This window comes from Paraburkholderia caballeronis (assembly GCF_900104845.1).
In the GTDB taxonomy this organism is placed as follows: domain Bacteria; phylum Pseudomonadota; class Gammaproteobacteria; order Burkholderiales; family Burkholderiaceae; genus Paraburkholderia; species Paraburkholderia caballeronis.
This window is the reverse complement of record NZ_FNSR01000001.1, coordinates 1,127,352-1,146,942: the sequence shown is the minus strand read 5'-3', so window position 1 is coordinate 1,146,942 and position 19,591 is coordinate 1,127,352. Positions and strand designations below refer to the sequence as shown.

General features: G+C 64.9%; 23 protein-coding genes and 2 tRNA genes. 10 read left to right on the top strand and 15 right to left on the bottom strand.

Annotation, left to right across the window (positions count from 1 at the left end; genetic code table 11):
• Positions 1-30 precede the first annotated feature (30 nt).
• Positions 31-714 carry a LysE family translocator gene (locus BLV92_RS05105; protein WP_090542845.1) on the top strand — a complete coding sequence of 228 codons (684 nt, stop codon included), beginning with the start codon at positions 31-33 and terminating at the stop codon, positions 712-714.
• A 103-nt stretch (positions 715-817) separates the two neighbouring features.
• Here BLV92_RS05105 and BLV92_RS05100 read toward each other — a convergent pair whose 3' ends face one another.
• Positions 818-1,099 (bottom strand): hypothetical protein, encoded by a 282-nt coding sequence (locus BLV92_RS05100; protein ID WP_090542843.1) that lies wholly within the window; start codon positions 1,097-1,099, stop codon positions 818-820.
• Positions 1,100-1,201: 102 nt separating this feature from the next.
• Between BLV92_RS05100 and BLV92_RS31980 the strand changes: the two genes are divergently transcribed.
• From BLV92_RS31980 to BLV92_RS05090, 3 genes are all read left to right on the top strand, one after another.
• On the top strand, positions 1,202-1,591 hold the full coding sequence (locus BLV92_RS31980; protein WP_167626986.1) for a hypothetical protein: 390 nt from the start codon (positions 1,202-1,204) through the stop codon (positions 1,589-1,591).
• Between the two features lie 368 nt (positions 1,592-1,959).
• Positions 1,960-2,916, top strand: coding sequence for a Rossmann-like and DUF2520 domain-containing protein (locus BLV92_RS05095; RefSeq protein WP_090542841.1), 957 nt, complete (start codon positions 1,960-1,962; stop codon positions 2,914-2,916).
• A gap of 307 nt (positions 2,917-3,223) precedes the next feature.
• Complete coding sequence (locus tag BLV92_RS05090) at positions 3,224-3,787, top strand: YggT family protein (RefSeq protein ID WP_090542839.1); 564 nt, start codon at positions 3,224-3,226, stop codon at positions 3,785-3,787.
• Positions 3,788-3,862: 75 nt separating this feature from the next.
• On the opposite strand, the gene BLV92_RS05085 is transcribed toward BLV92_RS05090, so the two are convergent.
• Positions 3,863-4,291: a hypothetical protein gene (locus tag BLV92_RS05085; protein ID WP_090542837.1), complete on the bottom strand. Its 429-nt coding sequence runs from the start codon at positions 4,289-4,291 to the stop codon at positions 3,863-3,865.
• A 586-nt stretch (positions 4,292-4,877) separates the two neighbouring features.
• Between BLV92_RS05085 and BLV92_RS05080 the strand changes: the two genes are divergently transcribed.
• The 3 genes from BLV92_RS05080 to trmB all read left to right on the top strand — a co-directional run bounded on the left by BLV92_RS05080 (position 4,878) and on the right by trmB (position 6,424).
• Positions 4,878-4,952 (top strand) — tRNA-Gly (locus BLV92_RS05080).
• Between the two features lie 208 nt (positions 4,953-5,160).
• Positions 5,161-5,379 carry a hypothetical protein gene (locus tag BLV92_RS05075; protein WP_090542836.1) on the top strand — a complete coding sequence of 73 codons (219 nt, stop codon included), beginning with the start codon at positions 5,161-5,163 and terminating at the stop codon, positions 5,377-5,379.
• A 286-nt stretch (positions 5,380-5,665) separates the two neighbouring features.
• Positions 5,666-6,424 (top strand): tRNA (guanosine(46)-N7)-methyltransferase TrmB, encoded by a 759-nt coding sequence (gene trmB / locus BLV92_RS05070; RefSeq protein ID WP_090542834.1) that lies wholly within the window; start codon positions 5,666-5,668, stop codon positions 6,422-6,424.
• Positions 6,425-6,474: 50 nt separating this feature from the next.
• On the opposite strand, the gene BLV92_RS05065 is transcribed toward trmB, so the two are convergent.
• The 3 genes from BLV92_RS05065 to BLV92_RS31390 all read right to left on the bottom strand — a co-directional run bounded on the left by BLV92_RS05065 (position 6,475) and on the right by BLV92_RS31390 (position 8,468).
• Positions 6,475-7,338: an undecaprenyl-diphosphate phosphatase gene (locus BLV92_RS05065; protein ID WP_090542832.1), complete on the bottom strand. Its 864-nt coding sequence runs from the start codon at positions 7,336-7,338 to the stop codon at positions 6,475-6,477.
• Positions 7,339-7,429: 91 nt separating this feature from the next.
• On the bottom strand, positions 7,430-8,017 hold the full coding sequence (locus BLV92_RS05060; protein WP_090542831.1) for a DUF1439 domain-containing protein: 588 nt from the start codon (positions 8,015-8,017) through the stop codon (positions 7,430-7,432).
• A gap of 130 nt (positions 8,018-8,147) precedes the next feature.
• On the bottom strand, positions 8,148-8,468 hold the full coding sequence (locus BLV92_RS31390) for a YkgJ family cysteine cluster protein (protein ID WP_110332505.1): 321 nt from the start codon (positions 8,466-8,468) through the stop codon (positions 8,148-8,150).
• Positions 8,469-8,667: 199 nt separating this feature from the next.
• Here BLV92_RS31390 and hemN point away from each other — a divergent pair, with 199 nt between their 5' ends.
• The 3 genes from hemN to BLV92_RS05045 all read left to right on the top strand — a co-directional run bounded on the left by hemN (position 8,668) and on the right by BLV92_RS05045 (position 11,659).
• On the top strand, positions 8,668-10,053 hold the full coding sequence (gene hemN / locus BLV92_RS05055) for an oxygen-independent coproporphyrinogen III oxidase (protein ID WP_090542829.1): 1,386 nt from the start codon (positions 8,668-8,670) through the stop codon (positions 10,051-10,053).
• Positions 10,054-10,174: 121 nt separating this feature from the next.
• Positions 10,175-10,259, top strand: a tRNA-Leu gene (locus BLV92_RS05050).
• A gap of 185 nt (positions 10,260-10,444) precedes the next feature.
• A complete protein-coding gene (locus tag BLV92_RS05045) occupies positions 10,445-11,659 on the top strand; it encodes a tyrosine-type recombinase/integrase (RefSeq protein WP_090542827.1) in 1,215 nt (404 codons plus the stop codon).
• Between the two features lie 1,121 nt (positions 11,660-12,780).
• On the opposite strand, the gene BLV92_RS05040 is transcribed toward BLV92_RS05045, so the two are convergent.
• From BLV92_RS05040 to BLV92_RS04995, 10 genes are all read right to left on the bottom strand, one after another.
• On the bottom strand, positions 12,781-15,630 hold the full coding sequence (locus BLV92_RS05040) for a DUF927 domain-containing protein (protein WP_090542825.1): 2,850 nt from the start codon (positions 15,628-15,630) through the stop codon (positions 12,781-12,783).
• 106 nt (positions 15,631-15,736) lie between these two features.
• Complete coding sequence (locus tag BLV92_RS05035; protein ID WP_090542823.1) at positions 15,737-16,012, bottom strand: hypothetical protein; 276 nt, start codon at positions 16,010-16,012, stop codon at positions 15,737-15,739.
• A gap of 9 nt (positions 16,013-16,021) precedes the next feature.
• Positions 16,022-16,369 carry a hypothetical protein gene (locus tag BLV92_RS05030; protein WP_090542821.1) on the bottom strand — a complete coding sequence of 116 codons (348 nt, stop codon included), beginning with the start codon at positions 16,367-16,369 and terminating at the stop codon, positions 16,022-16,024.
• Positions 16,362-16,610 carry a hypothetical protein gene (locus BLV92_RS05025; RefSeq protein ID WP_143040647.1) on the bottom strand — a complete coding sequence of 83 codons (249 nt, stop codon included), beginning with the start codon at positions 16,608-16,610 and terminating at the stop codon, positions 16,362-16,364. The genes BLV92_RS05030 and BLV92_RS05025 overlap by 8 nt, the downstream gene beginning before the upstream one ends.
• Positions 16,603-16,884 (bottom strand): hypothetical protein, encoded by a 282-nt coding sequence (locus BLV92_RS05020; protein WP_090542816.1) that lies wholly within the window; start codon positions 16,882-16,884, stop codon positions 16,603-16,605. Before BLV92_RS05020 ends, BLV92_RS05025 begins: the two co-directional genes overlap by 8 nt.
• Complete coding sequence (locus BLV92_RS05015; protein WP_090542814.1) at positions 16,877-17,053, bottom strand: hypothetical protein; 177 nt, start codon at positions 17,051-17,053, stop codon at positions 16,877-16,879. The genes BLV92_RS05020 and BLV92_RS05015 overlap by 8 nt, the downstream gene beginning before the upstream one ends.
• Before the next feature lie 362 nt (positions 17,054-17,415).
• The gene (locus tag BLV92_RS05010) at positions 17,416-17,703 is read right to left on the bottom strand and encodes a hypothetical protein (RefSeq protein WP_090542812.1); all 288 of its coding nucleotides are present in this window, start codon (positions 17,701-17,703) and stop codon (positions 17,416-17,418) included.
• Complete coding sequence (locus BLV92_RS05005; protein ID WP_090542810.1) at positions 17,703-18,146, bottom strand: hypothetical protein; 444 nt, start codon at positions 18,144-18,146, stop codon at positions 17,703-17,705. Before BLV92_RS05005 ends, BLV92_RS05010 begins: the two co-directional genes overlap by 1 nt.
• Positions 18,143-18,397, bottom strand: coding sequence for a helix-turn-helix transcriptional regulator (locus BLV92_RS05000; protein ID WP_090542808.1), 255 nt, complete (start codon positions 18,395-18,397; stop codon positions 18,143-18,145). The genes BLV92_RS05005 and BLV92_RS05000 overlap by 4 nt, the downstream gene beginning before the upstream one ends.
• A gap of 102 nt (positions 18,398-18,499) precedes the next feature.
• The gene (locus BLV92_RS04995) at positions 18,500-19,549 is read right to left on the bottom strand and encodes a hypothetical protein (RefSeq protein WP_143040646.1); all 1,050 of its coding nucleotides are present in this window, start codon (positions 19,547-19,549) and stop codon (positions 18,500-18,502) included.
• Positions 19,550-19,591 lie beyond the last annotated feature (42 nt).

Genomic DNA, 19,591 nt, shown 5'->3' with positions numbered 1-19,591 from the left:
GCCGCTTCATCCGAATAAAAAGCTGTCCGCATGTCTCACTTGTCGCTGCTGTCCGATGGATTTTTCCTGTCGCTGTCGTTGTGTCTCGATATCGGCCTCGTCAATGTCGCGATCATCTCGCTGACGCTGTCGCACGGTTTCCGGCCCGGTTTCTGGCTCGGCCTCGGGTCATGCTTCGGCGACCTGACCTATGCGGCGCTCGCGCTGGCCGGGATGGCCGCGCTACTGCAATTCAGCCCGGTCCGCTGGGTCGTGTGGATCGGCGGCGCGGCAATCCTGTTGATGCTCACGTGGAAGATGGCCCGCGAGGCGCTTAATCCGGCGGCCGCGCCGCCGGTCGAGGGCGAAGCCGATGCGGCGTCGCCGAACCTCGATGCGTCGCGCGGCTTCCTGCGCGGCGCGCTGCTCGCGCTGTCGTCGCCGACGGCGATCCTGTGGTTCGCGGCGGTCGGCGGCGCGCTGATTGCGAAGTCGGGCGCGACGACGGCGGGCACGGCCCTATTGTTCCTCGGCGGATTCTTCCTCGGCGGGCTCGCATGGACGATCTTCCTGTGCGGCCTCGCAAGCCATGGACGCAAGCGGGCTGGCGCAGGACTGCTGCGCGGCTGCCATGTGCTGTCCGCGCTGCTGTTTGCGTATTTCTCGTACAGCGTGATCGTCCACGGCTACCGGGATCTGATCGTGAACGGCGCGAACGCCGCCGGCGCGCTGTAACACACAACACGAACTTCACCGGAAAACAAAACGGCGCAACCCGGCGGATAGCCGGCGTTGCGCCGTTCTCGCATTCGAAGGTAGCCGACGGCCGCCTGCCCGCTCAGCGACGATAGTAGCCGCGATAACCGCGATAGTAGCCGTGATGCCAGTACGGACGGCCGTAATAACCGCCGACCACGACAGCCGGCGGAGGCGCGTACACCACCGGCGGCGGAGCATAAACGACCGGCGGCGAGTACACGACCGGTGGCGCTGCGACGACCGGATAAGCCGGCGCGATCGGCAGGCCGATGCCGATCCCGACCGAAACATGGGCATCTGCCGCGCTGACAAGGCCGACGGCCAACGCCGCGGCGACGATATACGGAACGCTCTTGTTCACTTCTCTTCTCCTCGCGGCCGGCAACCGTGCCGCACCGCATGACGAATACTGCCTACGCGTACCAATGTATCGAAAAGGCAGACCGGCGGAGAAGACCATTTGTTGCAAATTGCAATTCACAAAAAGAACGACTCGGCGCGGCGGTCGGCCGCGATTCCACCATGCGGCATTGCCCGGCTGGAAATTCCGACGAATCAAGGCTTCTGGAGAGCCACTCCGCCGCAGCGGGCGTTTTTACCGGCCATGCGGCCGCCCGGTCGCATCGGAACGGTAATGTTTAATTACAAATTGCCTGAGCGACGCCGTCAGGCCTTGGCGCTCCGTAAACGCGCGATGCCCGGCACATACCGGGCATCCACTCATGCGCGCGGTTCGTCGTCCGCCGCGGGCGTCCCGCACTATCCGACCTTCACGTACGTGAACTCGCGGGTGACGCTCGGCGGCACGTATGCGCCGCTGATCTGGACTCTCGGGGACAGTCGTTTCTTCTGATCCCACCAGCGGCGACGCTGAATGGGGGTCAAGAACCGCAGATGCTTTCGGTAAGCGAAGATGCTCATTGTGAACTCCCGAATCGGACAACCGGACAGGAAAAACCCACTTCCGCAACCACAACGGCAAACCGGAAAAGCTGACGGCCTATTGTGCTCAATTTTGGCCGCGCTGGCGGCAGTGTTGCGCGAGCGCCGCACGCCGCGGCGACGTTAGCAATCGCCGTACCCGCGCCGGCAGGACCTCGCGCGGTTCACCGCGCCGATTCTCCACCGCCTCGTGTTCGTTCGCGATTGCGCCCGAATACCCATCGACTTATGGATGCGCGATACTCCGAGGCTGAATCCTGTCCAGCCGGGGAGCCCGTCATGTCCGCAAACCCGCCGCCGCGCATCGGCTTCATCGGTGCCGGGCGACTGGCGTCGTGTCTCGCGCACGGCTTTTCGCGCGCCGCTTATCCGGTCGTCGCGGTCGCGAGCCGCACGCCGGAATCCGCTGCCGGGCTGGCCGGTCAGATTCCCGGCTGCGCCGCGTATGCCGATCCGCAGCAGGTCGTCGATAACGCCGATATTGTCTTTCTAGCGGTGCCTGACGATCGCATCGGTACGACAGCGAACATTCTGCGCTTCGCCGCGCCGGCAGCGACGAACGAGAGCCACGGCGCATGGGCGCTCGTCCATTGCAGCGGTGCGTCGCCGGTCGAGTTGCTCGATCGGGCGCGCGAGCAGGGCGCGGCAACCGGCGGGTTTCACCCGCTGTATCTGTTCGGCGGCAGCCAGGCGGACCTTGCGCGCATCGCCGGCTGCTCGGTGACGATCGAAGCCGACGGCAAGCTAAAGGAAGTGCTCGTCGCGCTCGCCGGCGCGCTCGGCTGCCATCCGTTGTCGATTCCGCGCGGCTCGCGGATGCTGTACCACGGCGCCGCGCATTACGCGGCCAGCTTCGCGCTGTGCGGCCTCGCCGAATGCGTGCAGTTGTGGCGGGACGGGCTGGGCTTCGACGAAAATGACGCGCTGCGCGCGCTGCTGCCGATGCTCGCCGGCACGATCGAAACCGCGCGCGACAACGGCCTCGCGGGCGCGCTCGCCGGACCGGTGTCGCGCGGCGACGGCGGTGTGGTCGAAAAGCAGTTGGCGACGATGGAGGCGCTCGGCGGCGATCACGCGATGCTGTACGCGCTGATGACGCGTCGCGCGGTGGCGCTCGCGCGGCAGCGCTCGCGTCCGCCTGCGTCGCTCGACGCGATCGGCGACGCGGTCGAAGCGACGCTCGCCCGCGCGGCCCATGAAATGGACTCCCTGCCGAAGGATGCAGGCAACGCGTAAGCCATGATAATGTGACGACCGGCGCACGCCAGCCGCGTGCGCCCCACGCTTCGGGACCCTCGACGAGAACGCAAAATGAGCAAGGTCAGCATCCTGTATCGGTATCGCGGGAGCCGCCTCGACGGCGTGTCCCGCGCCGCGCCGCGCCTTTGCGGCAATCACTCCGGATCCACGAACCACGGCGCCCGTGCGATGCCAGCCGGCGCGCCCCAGGTGTCGTGCTGATTCGCGCCGCACGGATGCCGTTCCGTGCGCGCACCCTCCCCTGTCCAGCGCCGCGCGCTATCTGAAGGAAAAAGGAAACCCGATGTTCGGCGAGATCGCCCGCTTTCTGCTCAATACCGTTTTCACGCTGTTCGGCGCCGCGCTGCTGCTGCGCGCGTGGCTGCAGTTCGTCCGGATGCCCGCGTACAACCCGGTCTCGCATGCCGTGCAGCAGGTCACGAACTGGCTGGTGCTGCCGCTGCGGCACGTGATTCCCGGCGTGCGCGGCATCGACTGGGCCAGCATCGTCGCCGCGCTGATCGCCTCCGTCGCGTATGTGCTGCTGATGGTGACGCTCGCCGGCGTCGATCCGCTCGGCGCGCTGCCGACACTGCTGATCGTCGCGCTGCTCACCGTGATCAAGTGGGCGCTGAACCTCGCTCTGTGGCTCACGATCCTGATGGCGCTGCTGTCGTGGCTGAACCCGAATTCCCCGGCGATGCCGGTCCTCTATCAGTTGACCGCGCCGCTGCTGAATCCGCTGCGCCGGATCGTGCCGCAACTGGGCGGTCTCGACCTGTCGCCGATCCTGCTGTTCGTGATCGTGCAGATCCTGCTGATGGTGGTCACGCGCGCGGCGGTGTCGCTGACGCTGTTCGGGATCTGAGCATCGGCGCCATTGCCGCCGACGCTGCCGCCATCGCGGCGGCAGCGAGTGCAATCAGACGCTGCATCGGCTGCATCACCGATGCAGCGGCGACTGCCTGCTGCGATAGCCATACGGCTCCGCCCGATACTTGTCCTCAAGCGCCGACACGCAGTCCACGAGCAGATAGCGGAACACCGGCGAATTCTCGTCCGTCGGCGCCGTCCCTTCCGACGTGATGGTCCAGTCCGAACCATCGCGCGTCGCGGCGACGTCGAATACCATGCCCGAGCCGCGCTCCAGCACGACGACTTCGTTCACGTCGCCCTGCGGCGTGCGGATCGTCGCCGTGCACGCCTGCCGCCGCCCGGACTGGCCGCCCGAGTCGTACATCCGGAAGGACAGGAACGTATCCGGCATCGACGCCTCGACGAACTGCTCGTCGGAACTGGAAACCCCGTTGCAGCCGCTCATCAGGCACGTGATCGATGCCAGCGCAGCAGCAAGACAGAAACCGCTTTTCATATCGTTGTTCGATGGGTGGATTGCTCGCGTGCCGGCCCGTTGCCCCGAACGCTGGGCGCCGGCACCCGTGCAACGCTCGCCTGCCTGCGGGACGTCGCCCGCAAGCCCAATTAACCTTAACCTCACCGCACGCCGTTACGCGTGCGTCCGTCGTCGTTCGCCGTTCGCCGGTCGTTCGGACGGCGGCGGCTACCGCCGATCTTTGCCTGCCAAATAGATAACGGCAGGCGAACCTGCTGCGCGATTCGCCTGCAGTCGACGCCTGTCCCCGGCACGCGAGAATCCCGATATACCGACGAGCAAAGTTGAAGCTCCAGTGATATAACGGCACGCTGAAACGTTTGCTGAATAGCCGCGCGCATTCGATTCGCGGAAAACATCACTACGGGGACTACTGCATGACGTCGATGGAGCCTGCCGCCGCTCTGCGTGCGGGTGAGCCGGAGCGGGGACGACTGGCGCGTAGCGGGTCGCGTCCGGCAACGCGGAACGTGCTTCAAATAGAGGCGGCGCACCCCGCGCAACCGGACCGCAGCGAGCCGCCGATTGCAAAATCACCCCAAAGCCGCGTAAAATGGCGCGCTCTGCGGGCGTCGTATAATGGCCATTACCCCAGCTTCCCAAGCTGGAGACGTGGGTTCGATTCCCATCGCCCGCTCCACACCGGCTTGCCGGCCTCGGTCAGAGGCTTCGCGCAGGCGCAGCGCACCGGATCCCTGCTGGTTCTTTCACTTCCCGTCGCCGGCTCCGGACGGGTCGATCGGCTCCGGCGGCACGGCAGTCGAGCCACCAGCGCATGCGAACGCCCGGTACCAACCCGTTTCACTCGCCTCCCGTCAGCGCGGATGCCATAAATGGAACGATTCTTCATGCCTCGCACGCGCGCCATCGCCCTGATCGTGACTGCGCGCAGGACGATGCTCGCGCACGCCGACGAGCGCCTTCCGGCGGACGCGCAGCGGATGCGCGATGGCGCAATCGCGCTGGAGCGTCTGCTCCTCGACGTGCGCGCCGGACGCGTCGATTCATTCGAACTGATGCACCCGACGCCGATCCACGTGACGGTGTCGTCGGAATCGGAAAGCTAGCGGATGCTGCGCGGCCGGCGCGACGCGCCGAACCCGCATAACCGCGCTGCTATAATGCGCGACGCTTCTGGCAGGCCTCGCGCGGCCTTACGACCAACGTTGCGGCCAGTTGGAGCGACACGTTCAACGGCCAGCGCGGTGCAGCAGCTGCAAAAGGCCGTCGCCGCCACAGAGGCGGGCGGCCCACGCACACTACGCCGCGTCACGAACAATCGAGCCACACCCGAGCCACACCCCCGCGCGTCCCGACGCGCAAGCGCACCACCCACACCCCGTAGTCCCGACGATGATTCACGACCCGAACGACTCCGCTTCGCACGACTCCACGCCATCCGCCGCCGCCGACGCGTCAGCCGCCCCCGACGACGTGCTGCACCGTCGCCGGATCCGCAGTTTCGTCACGCGCGCCGGACGGGTATCGACCGGCCAGCGCCGCGCGCTCGACGAACTGGGGCCGCGCTTCGTCGTCCCGTACGCGGAAACGGAGCCGGACTGGAGCGCCATGTTCGGCCGCAGCGCGCCGCGCGTGCTGGAGATCGGTTTCGGGATGGGCGCAAGCACCGCGGAGATCGCAACGCGGCGGCCGGACGACGACTTTCTCGGCGTCGAGGTGCATGAGCCGGGCGTCGGCGCGCTGCTGAAGCTGATCGGCGAACACGACCTGACGAACATCCGGATCATCCAGCACGACGCCGTCGAAGTGCTGGAGCGGATGATCGCGCCGGCGAGCCTCGACGGCGTGCACATCTTCTTCCCGGACCCGTGGCACAAGGCGCGTCATCACAAGCGCCGGCTGATCCAGCCGAAGTTCGTCGCGCTGCTCGTGTCGCGGATGAAGCCGGGCGCGTATCTGCACTGCGCGACCGACTGGCAGAACTACGCGGAACAAATGCTCGACGTGCTCGGCGCGGAGCCGGCGCTCGAAAACACCGCCGCGGATTACGCGCCGCGCCCCGACTACCGGCCGGTCACGAAGTTCGAGCGCCGCGGGCTGCGGCTCGGCCATGGCGTGTGGGACCTCGTGTTCCGCCGCCGCGCCGACTAAGGCTCGCAGGTGAAATGCCCGGCTCCCCGCCGGGCATCGCGTCGGGTCGGTCAGGTCGGAATGTCCCAGCCCAGTCCGCCGCCGTAACCGAACAGCAGGATCACCAGACCGAACGCGATCCGGTACCACGCGAACGGCACGAAGTCGTGCGACGCGACATAGCGCAACAGCCAGCGCACGCAGGCAAACGCGCTGACGAATGCCGCGACGAATCCGACGCCGAAGATGCCGAGCCAGTCGGTGGACAGCGTGTGCCACGCCTTGTGCAGCTCGTATACGGTCGCGCCGAAGATCACTGGAATCGCCAGAAAAAACGAAAACTCGGTCGCGACGCGCCGTTCGAGGCCGAACAGCATCGCGCCGATGATCGTCGAACCGGAACGCGACATCCCCGGAATCAGCGCGAAGCACTGCGCGAAACCGACCTTCAGCGCGTCGACGACCGTGATGTCGTCGATCGACTGCACGCGCGCCGTCTGCGCCAGCCGCGCGTCGCCCGACGCCTGGCCGGTGCGCCGCCGCGACTCGACCCACAGGATGATCACGCCGCCCGCGACGAGCGCGAACGCGACCGGCACCGGCGCGAACAGCACCGACTTGATCGCCCTTTCGAACAGCAGCGCGAGCACGATGGCCGGCACCGTCGCGACGATCACGTTCAGCGCGAAGCGCCGTGCGTCCGGACGGGTCGGCAGCCCCGCGACGACGCGGCCGATCTTGCGGCGAAATTCCCAGCAGACCGCGAAGATCGCGCCAAGCTGGATCACGACGTCGAAAGTCTTCGCGAACTCGCCGCTGAAGTTCAGCACGCTGCCCGCGATGATCAGATGCCCGGTGCTCGACACCGGCAGAAACTCGGTCAACCCTTCGACGACGCCGAGAACCAGCGCCTTGCAGATGAGGATCCAGTCCATCCGTGACCTTTCTTGTCGTGAGTGAAGGTTCGGGCCGGACGGGCCAGTACCCAGGCACGCGGCCCTCCGACGGCCGCACGCGCCGGCATCGTCACTTTTCGACGATCTGCGCGCGTATGCCGTTTGTAAGGATGGTGATTGTACCGGGTTCGTAGTTCACCCCGGCAAACTGCAGTTGGTCCGGCTTGAACGTGTAGACCGGATAGTTGTTGAGCAACTGCGTCGCGACGAGCGCCGCGACCGCATTGATCTGCTGCGCGTAGGGCGCCGCGTCGCCGTCGACGTCCACGCGATCGACCGACGGCGAGCGCAGCACCACCGAGCGGCTCGCGCTGTCGTACGCGAGTTCGCTCGACAGCATGAACGCGCCGTTGACCGGCTGGCGGATCAGCGGGCTCGTGAGCCGCACGTCGAGCCGCACCGACACGCGATTGCGCTCGGGCAGCAGCTCGACGACCGGGTTCGTCAGCGAGACGTCGAAGAGCTGCGACACCGACCGCTGGTACGGGAACTTGCGCTGCACCGCGTCCTGCACCTGCTGCCGCGAAAACGTGTAGTGGTCGGGAATGAACGGAAAAGTCCCCGTCGCGCACGCTCCCAGCGACACGCTCGCGCCGGCCGCGGTCAACGCGGCGAGCAGGAAGGTGCGCCGGGAAATGCGCGTTGCGGATCGGGTCATGCGGTATCTCCGGTGAGCGGCGACTAGGCACCGTGGACGAATGCGGATCGAGTGTCGTCGGATGCTAGCATTCTTCGCTCACCGGGCCAGATAACGTCCAGCCGGAGAAGTCCGTTGCCTGCCGCAGCGGCTACGAGCCGTCAGCGCCGCCATCCGGATGCGCCGGCGCGGTGACCGTCTCCACGTAACCCAGCCAGCGCAACGCCTGTTCGCGGTTATCGCCGCACATCACCGGATCCGGTTGCAGCGACGCGCAGACGGCGGGCCGGTCAGGGTGTCCGAAAATCATGCACCGCTCGTTTTCGTCGAGCTGGACGCACCTCGTTTTCGCCGGCTTCCCGAACGGCATCCCGGGTATCGGGCTCGAAATGGACGGCGCGATGCAGCACGCGCCGCAGCCGGGGCGGCACGCGTAGCCTTGCGCGTCGGACGGGGAACCTGAACTCGCCATTTGCTTCCTGCCAGTCTGTGTTTCGGGCGCACGGCGGTGCGCGAACCGCATTGTGCCATCAAGCCGCTGCGGCCTTTTTACGCAATCGGCTGCGACGACGCTCCCGTACACTGGCCCGACCTGCGCTGTCAGATCCAGGCCGTCCGGCCGCAAACGGGTGATCCGCACGGCGCGTCCCCGACCCAGACAGCCCTCCATCATGACCACCGCCGACATCCTGTTCCGCCCGGACCTGCTCGCCAAGTACAGCGCGAACGGCCCGCGATACACGTCCTACCCCACCGCGCTGCAGTTCCGCGACGACTTCGACAGCGAGCATTACGCGCGCGCCGCCGCCGACCCCGGCGCGGCCGAAACCGACCTGTCGCTGTACTTCCACATTCCGTTCTGCGACACCGTGTGCTTCTACTGCGGCTGCAACAAGGTCGCGACGAAGAACCGTTCGCGCGCGAAGCCGTACCTCGAACAGATCCGGCGCGAAATCGAACTGCAGGCGCAACTGTTCGACACCGCGCGCCCGGTGTCCCAGCTGCACTGGGGCGGCGGCACGCCGACCTTCCTGTCGCTCGACCAGATGTCGGAGCTGATGGCCGCGACCCGCGACCATTTCCGGCTGCGGCCGGACAACGAAGGCGAATATTCGATCGAGATCGACCCGCGCGAAGCGTCCGCCGACACGATCGTGCATTTGCGCGCGCTCGGCTTCAACCGGCTGAGCCTCGGCGTGCAGGACTTCGACCCGATCGTGCAGCAGGCGATCAACCGCGTGCAGCCGCTGGAACTGACCGAGGACGTGATCGGCGCCGCGCGCGCGAGCGGCTTCCAGTCGGTCAGCGTGGACCTGATCTACGGGCTGCCGCATCAGACCGTCGGGAGCTTCGCGCGCACGCTCGACACGATGCTGTCGCTGGCGCCGGACCGGCTGTCGGTGTTCGGCTACGCGCACATGCCGCATCTGTTCAAGATGCAGCGGCAGATGGATGCCGCCGCGCTGCCGTCGCCGCAGGAGCGGCTCGCGCTGCTGCGGCTCGTGACCGAACGGCTGACCGCCGCCGGCTATGTGTACATCGGGATGGACCACTTCGCGCTGCCGACCGACGAACTCGCGCGCGCGCAGGCGCAACGCACGCTGCACCGGAACTTCCAGGGCTACAGCACGCGCGCGGACTGCGACCTGATCGGCTTCGGCGCGTCGTCGATCGGCAAGGTCGGCGACGTCTACGTGCAGAACGCGAAGGACCTGCCCGGCTACGCCGCCGCGATCGGCGGCGGACGGCTCGCGCTCACGCGCGGCGTGCGCCTCACCGCGGACGACCGGCTGCGGCGCGACATCATCACCGAACTGATGTGCAACCTCGAACTGCGCTTCGACGAGGTCGAAGCCGCCCATTGCGTGCATTTCCCGACCGCGTTCGCGCCGGAACTGGAGCGGCTGCGCGAGTTCGAGAAGGACGGACTCGTGGCTCGCAGCACGAACCGGATCGAGGTGCTGCCCGCCGGGCGGATGCTGGTGCGCAACATCGCGATGGTGTTCGACCGCTATCTCGGCGCGCAGCGGGCCGAACGGTTCTCGCGCACGGTCTGACCGGCGACCTGGCGGACGAACCTCGTCCTGGTTGCCCGGCCAGGGGATTTACGTCATAATTTGCGTTTGCTCGCGCCCATGGCGCGGATAAAACGTCGTCGAGCACGACGATGCCGGAAATGCCTCGGTGGTGAAATTGGTAGACGCGCCGGACTCAAAATCCGGTTCCGAAAGGAGTGCCGGTTCGATTCCGGCCCGAGGCACCATTAGGTTATCAAACGTTGCACAAGTTTCGCCAGAAAACCCCGCCAGATAAGCCTGAGCGGGGTTTTTTGTTTCTAGGGTTCACTAGGTTTCACCAGTGACAGCGAGGGGTATTAGGGGGTATTTTTAGGGGTATCTCCGGCGAGCGCTGCTACCGCGACTAAAAAATACCCCCACGGATACCCCCATGCCCCTCACAGACACTGCAATCAGGAACGCCAAGCCCGCAGACAAGCCGCGCAAGCTCTTTGACGCTGGCGGCCTGTTCCTGCTGCTGACGGTCGCCGGACAGCGTTACTGGCGGCTCAAATACCGCTTCGCCGGAAAAGAGAAGCTGCTGGCGCTCGGCGTCTATCCCGAAGTGTCACTGGCTGCGGCACGCAAGCGCCGCGAGGAAGCCCGCGAGAAGCTGGCGGCCGGCATTGATCCGGGCGAAGCCAAGAAAGCCGATGCACGTGCGGCACGGATCGCCGCCGCCAATTCATTTGAGGCCGTCGCTAACGGATGGATGGAGGAACGCCAGTCCTACGTGGAGCCCGCGCAGTACGAAAAGACGCTGGCACGCTTCAAAAACGATGCGCTCCCCTGGCTCGGCAAGCGACCTATTTCCGAGATCGACGCGCCGGAGATTCTGGACGTGCTCAAGCGCGTGGATAGCCGGGGCGCACGGTTCACAGCCCATCGGTTGCGTGGTGAAATCAGTCGCGTTTTCCGATTCGGCATCAAGCACGGCTTCTGCCGTCACGACCCGGCCGCCGACCTGATAGGCGCAATCCCGCCGTCCCAGACGAAGCATTTCGCGTCGATAACGGAGCCCATCAAGGTGGGAGAAATGCTGCGGGCTTTCGACGGCTTCAGCGGTACGTTTCCGGTGCTATGTGCGCTCCGGCTCGCGCCGATGCTGTTCGTGCGGCCCGGTGAGCTGCGGCAGGCCGAGTGGTCAGAGATAGATCTGGACAGGGGCGAGTGGCGTTACCTCGTCACAAAGACGGATACACCTCACCTCGTGCCGCTGGCACGACAAGCCGTCGCGATCCTGCGCGAGCTGCACGAGCTCACTGGGAACGGGCAATACGTGTTTCCCGGTGCGCGCGACCGTAAGCGACCAATGAGCGAGGCGGCAATCAATGCCGCCCTGCGCCGCCTCGGATACGATACGCGCACGGAAATTACCGGGCACGGATTCCGGGCGATGGCGCGCACGATCCTGCATGAGGAACTGGAGCAAAAGCCGGAGGTCATTGAGCACCAGCTCGCGCACGCCGTTCCAGACGCGCTTGGCGGAGCATACAACCGCACGCGGTTTATCAAGGACAGACGGGCGATGATGCAGATATGGGCGGACTATCTCGACCGCCTTAAGGCCGGGGCCAAGGTGATTCCACTGACGGCCGCGCGATAACCCGCACACGTGACCACCTGACTACCCGACCACCCGAAGCGACCACCTGACTACCCAAGGTAGTCACCCGGCAACGGCCTGCCCAGAATAGCGAGCGCGCCATTTCGTACGAAAGCGGCGCGGCGCGGGCACTTTTCGCGCCGCTGGCGGGCGAGCGCGGTCGGCTTGATGGCAGAGTACGTCCAGACGCCGGAAGCGCACCAGAGCGCGGGATTGGGATGGCGGACGCCCAATGACCACCCAAGTGACTACCCATAAAAACACTGGCGACCGCGCATGTAACGAGGCTCGAATTACCCCTGCTCGAAAAGTCGCCGGGAGGACCCGCGACAATCCCGCGTGAACATAGGTGAAAACCCCTAAAAACCGGGCTCAGCGGGTGAGTGCAGGCCGACCCCATAAGGGTTTCCCCTTGATTCAACCTGTCCGCCATGCCGACACCGTACTATTACAACCCCCACCCCTCGCGGGGTTAGTACAAAAAGGACGGGGCTCGAATTACCCGCATCCGTCGTCGTTCTCAGGGTCCCCCGCTACTGATGGCCGCCAGCTCGGCAGCGACCGACACGCGGCTACAACCCCCTAGCCCGCGCTGTCCGTACAAACGGAACGGGGCTCGAATTACCCGCGTCGCCTTTTCTCAATTTGCAATGATCGGCACCCGACGCCGGACTGCCGTAGCCTCGCCTTAAGCCACGTTTTCTTGTACCGAATTGCCCGCAACGCCCGCCATTATTGGCATACCCTGTCTGTGCAATGCCCTTGCTCCCTTCCCTCCATATCATTTTTTACTGGGAACATGGGGAACATGCCTTTCAAATAGCCTGTGTAGCAATACAGGAAAGGCTTCCAGCGTTCCCGTTAGAGATGGGAACAGACGGCAGGGAATTTGGGAACAAGTAACCAAACGCCTTACTAGAGAAGGATTACGGCTGTACCCACCGAGAAAAGGGCGTTTGGGAACAGGTCAGTCAATTGTTACGAATATCGCACAGATAAGCACCAGCGATAAGCCGCTGAATCACTCGCTGGAGCATTCATCCAAAGTGACTTTGAACGCGGCCGCCGGCAGATTGACGCGCAAATGAAAGGCCCGCGCCGCCGCCACGGCACGGGCGCGGTCAATCAATATCGAGAGAAAAGATTGATGACTGGATACGGTACGCGCGCATCAAGCCAAGGGAGCCAATGCGGACCTTGCAGTCCTGACGGCCGCCGCCTTCAACCTTCAGCACGCCAACATCCGCCAGCAGTTGCGCAACGGCACGATGGTCGTATCCGTTGCAGACTTCCTTGCGGAACGGCTCCGTCAGCACAAGGTATTCTGTATCGCTGCGTTCGGCATCGGCGGCTGACATTTTTTCCCCATATTCAGCCATGTATTCCCGGTCCGAATTCACGGGTCTGTCGGCCGACATGGGGCGCTTGAATCCGGCCCGGTGCATTGTCTTGCCCGCATGGTCATCATCGACACGCTGGACCCACGTGAAACGCGCGTCGCCGTGCGCCTCCAGAAAGCCGCGCACCTGCCGAATGATTGCCGTCGATTCGGCGTTACCGACACCGCCTCGCTCACGAACCCAGGCATCGAAACACGCCCGCGCGGCCTCGACCGCATAGCCCTCGCCCCATCCCGTGCAACCGGCAGCGCCCGCAATCTCGCCAGCCGCACCCACAAGCGCGAACCGCTGCGCGACACGGGAAACCTGTCCATCCGCATCTTGCGGAACCCACTCGCCGACGAGCTGCGACACCATGCGGCTGACCGTATCCGGCATTCCCTCCGCGTACCCCGAAACGTACCGGATAAACTCCAGCCCGGCCACGCCGTGATACTGGCCGGCGGCATGCGTCAGGCGATCCGCCAGCTCTTTCGCAGACGCGAACCCGTGCAACTCTTCGAACATGCCGTATCCGCGCCCCGCATCCGCCGGCACGGTTGCGAGGCGAACGTCCTGCCCGGCCTTCGCGGTCTTATTCGCTTCGCCCATGATCGCCGCCAGCGTTTTCTCGCCGCTCGACAGGAACAGCAACCGCCACGTGAGCACCGGCTTTGCCGTCGCGTTCCGCGTGGCGCGGCCCTTGCCAGCCTCATTGCCGATCATGTAGACGATATCGCCCACTTCCTTCGGCTCGACCTGCCCGATTTCATCGAGAATCAGCAGCCCGTCGCTATGCTGCGCGGCTGTCGATTCCATCGCGTTCGACGTGGCCCGCCAGCTCCGCAGGTAATCGCGGCCGCCGAACACCGAGGCGGCGGCCCGCAGCGCCGTTGTCTTGCCGACCGTGCTGTTACCGACGAGATGGAAGCCCCCCGAACCCTGCCCGGAGAACCGCAGCAGCGCACCAGCGAAGGCCGCCGACACGCAGAACATGACGCGGCTGTTGCCAACGCACAGCGCCGCCAGCTCGCGCTTCCAGTCATCGAGCGTACCGCTCTGCCGGAAATGACTTTCGATGCTGCCGTCCGTCTGGAAAATCGTCAGATCGTCGCCCATGCCGATGGTCTGGTCCGGCAGAACGAATGCGTTTCCATGCCAGCCGACGCGGCTTGTGCAGCGCGCACGCCCATCGCTGCGCGCATTCTGGATATAGCTCGCGAGCCGCTGTTTCGCTGACGACGACGGGTCGATGTTTAGCCCCATGTCCATCAGGATCGCGCGATACTCCGCACCGTCGCCCGCCAACATCCGGCGCGGCATCGCCCAACGCTTCGGATTACCGTCGCGGTCCGCGAATTCAAGCAGCACGCCCCATTCCGTATTGGCTTCGTTGCGGGTCTCCGCGCCGATTTCCAGCGGATCGCAGATCCATTGCGGCGGCAGCCTGTTACCTTCGCGGTCATACCCCTCGTACCAGACACCACGCCCATCCACGCGAAAGCGCGACCGGCCGTCGCTCGCGTGGGTCGTTTTCGGCTTTCTGGCGGCCTTCGCTGGCGCGGCTGACGCTCCGCCCTTGCCGGACGCCTCCGGGCCTCCCACGGCCTCCGCAGCGCGCACGCACGCGGCTACCACATCCAGCCCAAGATGCGCGCCAAGGTCATTAAAGTCTTTAGCGGTGTCGGACCGGTCATTGCCGAACCGCGGAATCGCGAGCTGGCCGCCAACCGCCACGGCGGCCGCGCGGGCGTTCGTGACACCCGGATTGCCCTTTGTCTTGTGGTCGTCGTCGGCGCACAGGATGATGCGGGCGGCCGGATGCCGCCCACGCAGTGCCGTTGCGACCGCAAGCAGGTTGCCCGCGTCGAATGCGACGGCCGCCGGCAGGCCCGTGGCGGCCGCGAGCGTGGTGCACGTAGCGTAACCCTCGCCAACCAGCACGGTATCCGTGACCGGACCGCCAATGAGCGTAAAGCCGCCGGACTTGCGGCCCTTCGGCAGGTACCGTTTCTGACCATCCTCCAGTATGAATTCCAGCGTCCAAAGCTTGCCGGCTGCATCGAACGCCGGCACGAGTAACGCACCGTCGCACGCTGCCGTGCCGATCCGCATCGGGCCGCGATAGATGCGCAGCGCACCCGCGTCGATCCGCTTGCAGACAAGATATGGATGATCGGCTGGCGCGGGCGCGGCTGCCAGCCAAAGCCGCTCCGCCTCGCTGGCGGCCTCATCGTGACGCTTCGCCATCGCCTCGCGCTCGCTGGCTTCGCGTGCCTTGCGTTCGTCGTCGCGCTTCTGCCGTTCGGCCGGCGAAAGTGACTTTGCCTTGTGCGCTCGCGGATCGAAGCCGCCAGCTTTCGCGAGGTGGTACAGCGTGCGGATGGTTATCCTGCTGCCCTTGAACGACTTCCAGACGTCCCGCGCGTCGCTTTCCTTGTAGCTGCTGGCGGCGCGACTCCACTCGTTCCAGAGGGCGAATCCTTCCTCGCCGAATTCGGCCTTTAGCGCCATCCCGGCCTTACGCCACGTTTCGCGGTCATCCGGCGGAACATGATCGAGCGCGATCCGTGCGCGCTCGTATTCTGACAATGGTGTATCCGGCATATTTCCTTGCCACGTTATGGCCGGACTGGCATGCGATTAGTAGTGCAAACCGCACCGCCAGCTACCCGGCTAATCAACCCTGTTGATACGGCTACTCGATGCGCTTCGGTTTCGCCTGCATGTCGTGGGCGCAGCGGTAAAGACCCATCGCGTCACCAATCAGGGCGTCGATTGCGGCCGTTACGTTGTGCAGCAGTGCCACGCCATCGTCATTGAGCACGTCGATAGAGCACATCGAATCCGCCAGCCCGCGCGCCAGTTCGGCACGGGATACCGCCTCCGCATAGACATCGCGCGCATCACTGCACCTGATACGCAACACGCTGTTTTTTTCCTCGCGGAGCGGCACCATGTCAGCGTTTTGCATGGCTCCCCCTTAATGCGTTACGCGCTCATCGCGCGTGACCATGCCGAGCGCCGCCAGCAGGTGCTGCTGCACCCGCCCCATCATCCCGGCCGCGAACGCCTGACGGCTCACAGCCAGCCGGTGCGAGTCGAATTCGCCCGCTTCGTGCATCGCGCCCGACAGGCCACGCGAGAACGCATCCGCCTGATGCGCGGCGTAGTCGTGCAGGCGCACAGTGCCTTTCAGTTCCAGCCAGGCATCGGCACAGGTTGCACCGAGTTTGACGGCGAATTGCAGTTCGAGCGGTGCGCCGGTATCGAGCGCGGGAGCGTTATCGACAGCTTCGAGGACGGCCGTGCGGATTGTCGTGCTAGTCATGGTTGACCTCGCTTTTCGTGAGCGCGTCGCACAGGTCATCGAGGCGAACCGCAGCGCAGTTGGTCCCGTCAATGAGGGGTTGCAGTATCCGGATGGACAACTCGCAGAAAGCTTCCATGTTGTCGAAGGCGTGCGACGCTGCCCACTTAAGGGCATGGAGGCCGCCATTGACCTGCATGATTTCGTCCTGGATTTTCTCCATCATTTCGATGATGGATGTCTGCGTGTCAGCATTAGCCATGGATCGCCTCCGGCTTCTGCGTGGACATGTCCGGCGTGTCGCCGCGCAGCGGCATCAGTGACGAGTCGTAGAACATCGTCTTGTTACCGAGGATCGGACTGCCAGTGACAAGCGCGAAACCGAAGAAAGGCTCACCCAAGAGCGTCACATTCCAGCGGTCGTGCGCGCCCCATGCCTCGACGAACACGATTCGCCCGACAAGAGCCGGATAGATCGACTCGATCACCCGCGCCAGATCGCCGGGGCGGCAACGAAGGGACTTTGCCTTAGCCATGGCGCACCTCCGTACGGACGAGTGCCGAGATAGCGACGAGCGCCGCGCCGGTTGCATCGAGCGCGGATTGATACGTGTCGGCGGTTGCTGCGGCGCACAGGGCGTCGCGGATGACGGACTGAATGAGGATGGGGTTTTGCCCGGTATGGGCGTGCGTGAGTTGGCGCATGGTGCGGCCTCCAACGTTTGGTTGAAAGCCCGCTTCCCACTTCCAAATGGGGTGAGCGGGCACATGGCAAGGTTGGAAGGCCGGAACGTTGGCACCGGCAGGGCCGAAGCCCTCCCCACCAAGGCCCGCCCATTGATCGTAAGGGCGCGCGAAGGCGTACGGACGTAAAAAAACCGCACAGCGGCGGTTGTCCGCCAACATTTTCGGGCTTCCAAACCCGGCCGCTGTTGTCTCAGCGGCTATCTCAGAATAGCGTGCGCCGCCGCTTCGCGCAACCAGCCCCGTCTGGAACGTTCCAGCGAAGGGACTGGCGGCGCGAACCGGCGACGCCGGCACGTGGATAAAGTGACTTTGGCCGCGCGTCATGCCGGGGCCTTCGGATCGAGCATGAAAACCGCGTGTTTCAGCAGCTCGACGGCCCGCTTTGCCCGCGTCGGCATCCGCTTCGCGTCATTCTCGAACACGGCCGCAGCCACGCAGATGCCGCGCGCTGCTTCCTGTCGTGCGCCGTCGGAACAGCGGCTATACGCGGCGGCGTAACGCTCGCGCTGGCGGGCAATTTGAGCTGCGTAGAGCGCGGCATCCGCCGCTTTCTTGTCCGCGTTCGCTACGTCGCGCAGCGATGCGGCCTCCTTGATGGGGTCGGCCATCACTGCACCTCCGCCGCTAACAGGCGCTCGATGATGCACAGCACGGCGATAGCGGCCCGCCCGTGTTTGTCGTCGCCGCGATACCAGAACACCTCCGCGACCTCATCGAGCGGCCGGATATCCTCCGCCAGCTCGTCGCTGTCGCCCATCTCGTACCCGATAGCACCGTTCACGTCCGATCGAGCCTCGCGGAGATACGCGTTCGTGCCGCACGACAGCTTGACGGGCTGGACGGCCAGCATTGCGAGCTGGGCGGCGCGCACGCTGGCCGCGACGTTTTCCGGGCCGCCAGCGGTCCAGAGCTGGCTCGATGCCGAACGCAGTGCCGAACCCATCCGCCGGGCGTGCGGGTCTGTGCAACGGCGATACGCCCCCGAGTAGGCGAGCGTGAGGTTATCGAGCTGAGCGCGTTTCGTACCCTCGTTGCAGGTGAATTCGATCATGCGGCCTCCCCGATGATGTCGCTGGCGCGATAGTTCACGGGGTCCGCCAGCCATCGGTGAATTTCCCTGTTCGGCCAGACCGTGCAACGCTGGGTGATCTTTTGGTGACGCGGAAAGCGGCCCGCCAGCTCGTGCTGGCGCACCGTTTCGCGGGACACGGGGATGAATCTCTGCAAATCGCTCCAGCGCGAGAAGCCGTCCAGAGGTAATTCTCTGGCGGCGCGCATGGCACGTCGGTTCGGTGGGGTCATATTCGCTCCTAGCTGTCCTAAGCCGACTTTGGGCATAGGTTGGAGCGAAGTTTCAGCGCACCGCGAGGCATCTCAAAACAGCATGTCCGCGTTTGTGGAATGTCACGTGGTTTGAATGTCCGCAGCCAAGCGCTGGATTTCGTCGCCGGCACCGTCGAGAACACGTCGCGCGTGTCTTGGTGACACGCCGGCTTTCTTGGCGATGATCGCTGTATCGGCCGAAGCAAGCGTGCCGTGCTCTGCGATGATTTTGGCGGCGGCGGCGTGGACTTTGGCGCGGGTCCTGCTGCCCTTGATCGCGTTTGCGTCTCTACCGGTTTCGCCACGCCTTTTTTTCAACGACGACGTGGTGGCATCGGAATTCGCTGTCTCGGTAGACGGCGGACAGGGTGCCGGCAATGCCGCAGCTATTTTTCGGCAGGTCGTATCGTGCTGGCGGGACATATGACTGTAGACCAGAGCGAAAACGCGGTATGAGCGCTGCATGACGCTGCATTGACCGGTTACCGCGTACTCAATAGCACCGTCGATATCGTCACCGAACTGCCGGATCTTTCGCAGGGCAGCGGCGACTTCGGGCGGGGGTGCCGTAAGCGCCACGCCTTCTTGTGCTGCGCTCGCTGCGGCCTCGGCAGCGCAACGCATGACAGCGGCCAACAGGTTCGCACGGTCATACTTACCGGGCCCGCTCTCTGCCACTGCGACGGCCAGCGCATCTATCTCGAATGGTCGCGTTTTGGTGGTGAGGTAAAAGAAAAATATCCGCTGGTTATCGACGTATCGCCGGTCGAAATGATCGCGCTCCAGCACGGCAGCCCTTTCAGCAGCCTGCGCGGTGTCGCGTCTCTCACGCGCTTCGCGGTTTATCTCCCGCGCCTCGCGCAACCATGCCGGAGCTTCGACCGAAATTGAGGTGATGGCAGAGCGCGCGCAGCGCGCGCGAAATTTGCCAAAAGTCCGCTTCTTGCCTTGCTCTATCGTGCTGGCCTGATTGCGCATGGCAGCGATCGCGTTGACGTTCGCGCGCTCCATGCTCCGGACAAGCTCATGCAGTGTTGGCGGGGCGGGAATTGGTGCCGTCGTCGAGGCCGTATCAGCCTCCGAAATATCCGCTGCACGCAGACGCGGATCAAGTCGCAGTTTGAATGCCATATCCACCCTTCACGTGGACCTTCATGAAGCGTCGAGCCAGCC

Excerpts from the sequence above, each read along its gene's own strand:
- BLV92_RS05090 (WP_090542839.1), top strand. The coding sequence starts at position 3,224 with ATGTTCGGCGAGATCGCCCGCTTTCTGCTCAATACCGTTTTCACGCTG.
- BLV92_RS04995 (WP_143040646.1), bottom strand. The coding sequence starts at position 19,549 with ATGGCATTCAAACTGCGACTTGATCCGCGTCTGCGTGCAGCGGATATT.
- BLV92_RS05005 (WP_090542810.1), bottom strand. The coding sequence starts at position 18,146 with ATGATCGAATTCACCTGCAACGAGGGTACGAAACGCGCTCAGCTCGAT.
- BLV92_RS05020 (WP_090542816.1), bottom strand. The coding sequence starts at position 16,884 with ATGGCTAAGGCAAAGTCCCTTCGTTGCCGCCCCGGCGATCTGGCGCGG.
- BLV92_RS05025 (WP_143040647.1), bottom strand. The coding sequence starts at position 16,610 with ATGGCTAATGCTGACACGCAGACATCCATCATCGAAATGATGGAGAAA.
- BLV92_RS05035 (WP_090542823.1), bottom strand. The coding sequence starts at position 16,012 with ATGCAAAACGCTGACATGGTGCCGCTCCGCGAGGAAAAAAACAGCGTG.
- trmB (WP_090542834.1), top strand. The coding sequence starts at position 5,666 with ATGATTCACGACCCGAACGACTCCGCTTCGCACGACTCCACGCCATCC.
- BLV92_RS05010 (WP_090542812.1), bottom strand. The coding sequence starts at position 17,703 with ATGGCCGACCCCATCAAGGAGGCCGCATCGCTGCGCGACGTAGCGAAC.
- BLV92_RS05030 (WP_090542821.1), bottom strand. The coding sequence starts at position 16,369 with ATGACTAGCACGACAATCCGCACGGCCGTCCTCGAAGCTGTCGATAAC.
- BLV92_RS05095 (WP_090542841.1), top strand. The coding sequence starts at position 1,960 with ATGTCCGCAAACCCGCCGCCGCGCATCGGCTTCATCGGTGCCGGGCGA.
- BLV92_RS05085 (WP_090542837.1), bottom strand. The coding sequence starts at position 4,291 with ATGAAAAGCGGTTTCTGTCTTGCTGCTGCGCTGGCATCGATCACGTGC.
- hemN (WP_090542829.1), top strand. The coding sequence starts at position 8,668 with ATGACCACCGCCGACATCCTGTTCCGCCCGGACCTGCTCGCCAAGTAC.
- BLV92_RS05045 (WP_090542827.1), top strand. The coding sequence starts at position 10,445 with ATGCCCCTCACAGACACTGCAATCAGGAACGCCAAGCCCGCAGACAAG.
- BLV92_RS05000 (WP_090542808.1), bottom strand. The coding sequence starts at position 18,397 with ATGACCCCACCGAACCGACGTGCCATGCGCGCCGCCAGAGAATTACCT.
- BLV92_RS05065 (WP_090542832.1), bottom strand. The coding sequence starts at position 7,338 with ATGGACTGGATCCTCATCTGCAAGGCGCTGGTTCTCGGCGTCGTCGAA.
- BLV92_RS05105 (WP_090542845.1), top strand. The coding sequence starts at position 31 with ATGTCTCACTTGTCGCTGCTGTCCGATGGATTTTTCCTGTCGCTGTCG.
- BLV92_RS31390 (WP_110332505.1), bottom strand. The coding sequence starts at position 8,468 with ATGGCGAGTTCAGGTTCCCCGTCCGACGCGCAAGGCTACGCGTGCCGC.
- BLV92_RS05075 (WP_090542836.1), top strand. The coding sequence starts at position 5,161 with ATGCCTCGCACGCGCGCCATCGCCCTGATCGTGACTGCGCGCAGGACG.
- BLV92_RS05015 (WP_090542814.1), bottom strand. The coding sequence starts at position 17,053 with ATGCGCCAACTCACGCACGCCCATACCGGGCAAAACCCCATCCTCATT.
- BLV92_RS05060 (WP_090542831.1), bottom strand. The coding sequence starts at position 8,017 with ATGACCCGATCCGCAACGCGCATTTCCCGGCGCACCTTCCTGCTCGCC.